The following is a 6,082-nucleotide window of genomic DNA, read 5'->3' on the forward strand; positions in this document are numbered from 1 at the left end:
TCAAGGCTCTCCAACCTGATTTCTATGTCACTTTGAATGGTTCCTACGTGATTGATTGTAAGGAGCATGTCATTTATGAAGAAAGGGTACCAAATCCACTTGTTCAGGACTTTATTGCTTGGGCTAAGCAGGTAGGGATTCATTATGGTTTGGTTGGGAATCACCAAGCAGCTCTTTCGACTCGGACAGAAGAGATAAGTCGGGCTATTGACCCCATTTATCCAAAGCTACCAGTAGATCCCGATTTTGCTGCCAAACATCCCATTTATCAGATGTGGACTTTCGAGACTGGTAAAACAGTTGATGCCCTACCTGAGAATTTGGAGCAAAAATTGCGTTTGGTTCGCTGGCACCCAATCTCATCAGATGTTGTCTTAGATCAGCAATCAAAAGCTCATGGTGTCTCAAAAGTAGTCGAAAAATTGGGATTCAAACCAGAAAATGTCTTAACATTTGGGGATGGATTGAACGACTTAGAACTATTTGACTATGCTGGTTTAGCGATTGCCATGGGAAACGCCCAGGATGCATTAAAAGCTAAAGCAGATTATGTCACAAAAAATTTAGAAGAAGATGGCATCTTACATGCCTTAGAGGAGTTAAAAATGGTTGAAAAAGAATTGCACTTACCACAAACAAAAATGGATCAAGAAACAGGACCAATTGCGACGATTCATACCAACTATGGAGATATGAAGATTCGTCTCTTCCCTGATCAAGCACCGAAAACAGTAGCAAATTTTATTGCACTTGCAAAAGATGGCTACTACAATGGAGTGATTTTCCACCGCATCATTAAAGATTTCATGATCCAAGGTGGGGACCCAACTGGAACAGGTATGGGTGGAGAATCCATCTATGGAGAGTCTTTTGAAGATGAATTCTCAGAAGAGTTGTACAATATCCGTGGTGCGCTATCCATGGCCAATGCTGGTCCAAATACCAACGGTAGTCAATTCTTCATTGTTCAAAACCAACACCTTCCTTATTCTAAAAAGGAAATTGCCCGTGGTGGTTGGCCTGAAGCCATTGCAGAGATTTATGCAGAAGAAGGAGGAACTCCTCATTTGGACCGTCGTCACACAGTATTCGGGCAATTGATGGATGAAGCTTCTTATCAAGTATTGGATACAATTGCGGCTGTTGAGACAGGTGCCATGGACAAACCTAAAGAAGACGTGGTCATGGAATCGATTGACATTGAGGGAGAGGCATGAGAATCGGGGATAAACTCAAGGGTGTTGTGACAGGCTTGCAACCTTATGGAGCCTTTGTTGAATTAGAGACAGGGGTAACCGGTTTGATTCATATTTCTGAAATCCGCAGTGGATATATCGACAACATTCATGATATCTTAAAAATTGGGGATCAAGTTTGTACCCAGGTTATTGATATAGATGAATACTCTGGGAAGGCTAGCTTGTCCCTTCGAGCCTTAGAAGCTGGGAACAGAAAGCATTTTCGCCATCATCGTTTTTCAAATGATCGCCATAAGATCGGTTTTACTCCTTTAGCCAAACAATTACCTATTTGGATTAAAGAAAGTAAAGAATTTTTGAGTGACACCAGTCAGGGAAAATAAGAATTTGTTTCTGCAGATAGAAAGAAAAGAGGCTACATCGTAGCCTCTTTTTTATTCTTGATCAAAATCGTAAAGGGTAGTTGAAAGGTAACGTTCCCCATTATCCGGTGCCAAAGCCAAGACTTTTTTACCAGCTCCAAGCTCTTTAGCGACTTCAATTGCTGCATAGATAGCGGCAGCAGATGAAATCCCAACTAAGAATCCTTCTTTTCCACCAATGTAGCGACCTAATTCTAAAGCTTGTTCAGAAGTGACGCGGATTACGCCATCATAAGAATTGGTATCCAACGTTTCTGGAATGAAACCTGCTGACAATCCTTGGATTTTGTGTGGTCCAGGTTTTTCACCAGAAAGAATCGCTGATTCATCTGCTTCAACTGCATAGACTTGGACAGCTGGGTTGACTTTTTTCAAGGCATGAGAAACACCTGAAATAGTTCCACCAGTTCCAACACCACTGACATAAGCATCCAATCCATTTGGTCCGAAAGCTTCTAAAATTTCTTGTCCTGTTGTTGCTTCATGGACTTCTGGGTTGGCGCTATTGTTAAATTGGAGGGGAAGGAAACCGTTTCGTTCTGCAGCGATTTCTTCTGCTTTAGCGATAGCTCCTTTCATTCCTTCACTACCTGGAGTTAAGACAAGTTCTGCTCCATAAGCTTGAATGATTTTTCGACGTTCAACACTCATGGTTTCAGGCATGACGATAACCACTTTATACCCTTTGGCAGCTCCGACCCATGATAAACCGATTCCTGTATTTCCGCTGGTTGCTTCAACGATAGTAGAACCAGGTTGAAGAAGTCCATCTCGTTCTGCTTTTTCAATCATGCTAAGAGCAATCCGGTCTTTGACAGATGAACCAGGGTTGAAGGCTTCTAATTTAACATAGACCTCAGCAGCCCCTTCAGGTACTAGGTGATTCAATTTTACAATAGGTGTTTTTCCGATTAATTCTGTAATATTTTGATAGATTGGCATACGATATACACTCCTTTGTTAGTGTATCCAGTATACCGCCAGTAAGAAGGTTTGTAAAATATAAAAAAGCTATCAAGGTGATAGCCTTTTTTTATAACGGGATAGGAACTTCCACTTCCTTTAACCCCTGATCACTAATCTCAACTTTTCCATGGTAAAAATCAATCAGTTCCGCAATCACATCCTCTTTTTGCTCTTTATCTACATAGATCAGACTAAAGACAGCATCGGTGAAGTCTGTCTGGAATTCTGTTAATTGGTGAGCGGATAAAAAGTTCGCAAACTCTTGGTATTGGGGGTAAGTTAAGCTAATCCCTAGACCAACCTGCTCTTTTATTTCAACGAGACCGATTTCTTTTACAGCTTGTGCGACACTGCCAGCATAAGCGCGAATGAGTCCACCGGCTCCTAGCTTGATGCCTCCAAAATAACGAGTGACGACACAGCAGACATTGGTCAGTTCGTGATTCTCTAAAACACCAAGCATGGGCACGCCAGCAGTCCCACTCGGTTCGCCATCGTCACTAGTCCGTTTAATTTCAAATTGTTCTCCAATGACAAAAGCAGAACAATTGTGAGTTGCCTTATAATGTTCCTTTTTGATAGCGGCTATAAACTCGCGAGCTTCCTCTTCAGAATAAACTCGTTTAACATGGCAAAGAAAGCGGGATTTTTTAATTTCTTCTTGGACGAGACCGTCCTCTTTAAAAGTCTTGTATTCCATACATTTATTTTACAAAAAAACTCTTAAAACTGCGAGCTTTTACGAATATATAAGTATGAAACTTGAAGATTGTTATGGACGCTTGTTCACCCAAGACCAACTGGAGGATGACCTGCTTGAGCAGGCTCAGCAACTACCAACTATAGTGCAGGAAAAGATGGGGTTAATTTGTAATCGGTGCGGAACCAAGATTGATAAGGCTAGATGGAAACTACAGATAGGAAGCTACTATTGTAGAGCCTGCATTCAATTGGGAAGAGTTAGGAGTGACCAAGCACTTTATTATTTTCCCCAACAAGCCTTTCCGCAAGAAGAAGTCTTAAGATGGCAGGGGACCTTAACTCCCTTTCAAAGTCGGGTTTCCCAGGAGTTGGTTCAATCCTTAATAGAAAGCAAGCCAATGATGGTACACGCAGTAACAGGCGCAGGTAAAACGGAAATGATGTACCAAGTGGTGGCGGAGATGATTAAAAAAGGGAGATGTGTGTGCATTGCTACACCCAGGATTGACGTGTGTATTGAATTGTATAAACGGATGACGCTGGACTTTTCCTGTCCCATCTCCTTGTTGCACGGTGATTCAGACCCTTATTTCCGAACGCCTCTTGTCATATCCACTACTCATCAATTACTCAAATTTTACCAAGCTTTCGATCTCCTCATAATCGATGAAGTCGATGCCTTTCCTTTTGTTGACAACCCCGTTCTCTATCATGCCGTTTCAAATGCAGTGACCAAGAACGGGAAGCTCATCTATTTGACAGCTACCTCCACAGAAGAATTGGATAAAAAGGTCAAAAAACAGGAGATAAAACGCGTTAGCCTACCTAGACGCTTTCATGGTAATCCCCTTGTGGTCCCTAAAAAAGTATGGCTAAAAGATCTACGTAAAAAAGTAGAAAAGAAACAAGTGCCAACGAAGTTGCTCAAGCTAATAAAAGAACAACGGAAAACCTCTTTCCCCCTGATCCTATTTGTATCAGAAATCGAATTAGGAGAAAAAATCCTCATTCTATTAAGAAGGGCCTTCAAGAATGAGATCATCGAACTGGTAACCTCAAAAACGGATAATAGGTTGGAACTGGTAGAAAAATTTCGCAATCAAGAAATCACCATCCTTGTGTCAACGACCATTCTTGAACGGGGGGTCACCTTCCCTAAAGTAGACGTGTTCGTGATTGAGGCCAACCATCGATTGTTTACCAAGAGCGCTCTGGTTCAAATCGCTGGTCGTGTGGGAAGAAGTATGGAAAGACCCACAGGGGAATTACTATACTTGGCAGAAGGTAGTAGCAAAGAGATGACGCAAGCTATTAAAGAAATAAAAGAAATGAATCGGGAGGCAGGTTTTTGAGTAATTGTTTGCTATGTGATGAAGAGATTTCCAATCAAGAATCCTTAAAGAGCCTCATCCTAATGAAAAAGGATAATCCAACCATGTGTGACAACTGTAAAAACAAGTTTGAACCAGTAAGTGAAGCTGGTTGCCAGTCTTGTTATAAGAAATCCTCAGAAACCTATTGTGAAGATTGCCAAGAGTGGAAACGAAAAGGAAAGAAGGTAAACCATAAAGCGCTTTATTATTATAATGAAGAAATGAAGGAATATTTTCAAAGGTACAAATTTCAGGGTGACCAATTGTTAGCTTGTCTCTTTGCTAAAGAAATGAAGGCAGAACTAAAAAAATATAAAGGCTATACCATAGTTCCCATACCTTTAAGCGATGCGAGAAAAAAGAAAAGGGGATTTAATCAAGTAACAGCCATTTTAGAATCTGCAAGGATCCCCTATCAAGACCTATTGAGAAAAAAGAATACAAAGGCCCAATCACAAAAAAATAAAAAGGAGAGATTGAAAGTAGAACAAGTCTTTGAACGTATAGAGCCAGAAAATCAAAGCTGGCCTGAGAATATAGTGATAGTGGATGATATCTATACAACAGGAGCAACCATCGAAAGAGCAAAAGAAATGTTAATTGTAAATGGGGTGAAAGAAATAAAATCTTTTTCATTAGCAAGATAGAATAATCAAAAATATATTTGCAAAAACAAAATGAAAGCGTTATAATATAGATATAAAAAGAAAAACGTTTAGAAAGAAGGTACTTATATGATTAAATATAGTATCCGTGGTGAAAACCTAGAAGTAACAGAAGCCATTCACGACTACGTCGTTTCTAAACTCGAAAAAATTGAAAAATATTTTCAAGCAGAGCAAGAATTGGATGCCCGCGTAAACCTAAAAGTTTATCGTGAAAAAACTGCAAAAGTTGAGGTCACGATTCCACTTGGTTCCATTACACTTCGTGCAGAAGATGTTTCTCAAGATATGTATGGATCAATCGACTTGGTAGTTGATAAGATTGAACGTCAAATTCGAAAGAATAAAACAAAAATTGAAAAGAAAAATCGTAGCAAATCTGCAACCAGCAAAATCTTTACAGACGCTCTGGTTGAGGAAAGCGTTGCTCTTGAAAAAGTTGTCCGCACAAAAACGATTGACATTGAACCAATGGAACTAGATGAAGCCATTCTACAAATGGAACTATTGGGACATGACTTCTTCATCTACAAAGATGTGGAAGACAACACAACAAACGTCATCTACCGTCGTGAAGATGGAGATGTAGGACTTCTTGAAGTCAAAGAAAAATAAGCTAATACAATAAGAAAGCTCCTGTAGAACATACAGGAGCTTTCCTATATTAAAGGAAGATAAAGTTTCTAAATAAAAAACAAAAAAATTTAAAAAAATAGAAAAAAGATATTGACAAGATTTCATGGTCGTGATATACT

The 6,082-nt window shown here is 39.8% G+C and carries 7 protein-coding genes; 5 read left to right on the forward strand and 2 right to left on the reverse strand.

Annotation, left to right across the window (positions count from 1 at the left end; genetic code table 11):
• Both ACLOR3_RS09930 and ACLOR3_RS09935 read left to right on the forward strand, forming a co-directional pair.
• On the forward strand, nt 1–1,217 hold a 1,217-nt coding region (locus ACLOR3_RS09930), incomplete at its 5' end, for a peptidylprolyl isomerase (protein ID WP_412037198.1).
• On the forward strand, nt 1,214–1,582 hold the full coding sequence (locus tag ACLOR3_RS09935) for a S1 RNA-binding domain-containing protein (RefSeq protein ID WP_048715304.1): 369 nt from the start codon (nt 1,214–1,216) through the stop codon (nt 1,580–1,582). The genes ACLOR3_RS09930 and ACLOR3_RS09935, both read left to right, overlap by 4 nt.
• Before the next feature lie 51 nt (nt 1,583–1,633).
• Here ACLOR3_RS09935 and cysK read toward each other — a convergent pair whose 3' ends face one another.
• The gene (gene cysK / locus ACLOR3_RS09940; protein WP_048715306.1) at nt 1,634–2,563 is read right to left on the reverse strand and encodes a cysteine synthase A; all 930 of its coding nucleotides are present in this window, start codon (nt 2,561–2,563) and stop codon (nt 1,634–1,636) included.
• Nucleotides 2,564–2,654: 91 nt separating this feature from the next.
• Nucleotides 2,655–3,287, reverse strand: a complete 633-nt coding sequence (locus ACLOR3_RS09945; protein ID WP_411401001.1) for a YigZ family protein — start codon at nt 3,285–3,287, stop codon at nt 2,655–2,657.
• 55 nt (nt 3,288–3,342) lie between these two features.
• Between ACLOR3_RS09945 and ACLOR3_RS09950 the strand changes: the two genes are divergently transcribed.
• The 3 genes from ACLOR3_RS09950 to hpf all read left to right on the forward strand — a co-directional run bounded on the left by ACLOR3_RS09950 (nt 3,343) and on the right by hpf (nt 5,942).
• Entirely contained in the window at nt 3,343–4,641 is a 1,299-nt protein-coding gene (locus ACLOR3_RS09950; RefSeq protein ID WP_411401002.1) for an ATP-dependent helicase ComFA, read from the forward strand.
• Nucleotides 4,642–4,703: 62 nt separating this feature from the next.
• Nucleotides 4,704–5,309, forward strand: coding sequence for a ComF family protein (locus tag ACLOR3_RS09955; RefSeq protein ID WP_411401003.1), 606 nt, complete (start codon nt 4,704–4,706; stop codon nt 5,307–5,309).
• 87 nt (nt 5,310–5,396) lie between these two features.
• Nucleotides 5,397–5,942: a ribosome hibernation-promoting factor, HPF/YfiA family gene (gene hpf / locus ACLOR3_RS09960; protein ID WP_006596830.1), complete on the forward strand. Its 546-nt coding sequence runs from the start codon at nt 5,397–5,399 to the stop codon at nt 5,940–5,942.
• Nucleotides 5,943–6,082 lie beyond the last annotated feature (140 nt).

Source organism: Streptococcus intestinihominis, assembly GCF_046824975.1.
GTDB lineage: Bacteria > Bacillota > Bacilli > Lactobacillales > Streptococcaceae > Streptococcus.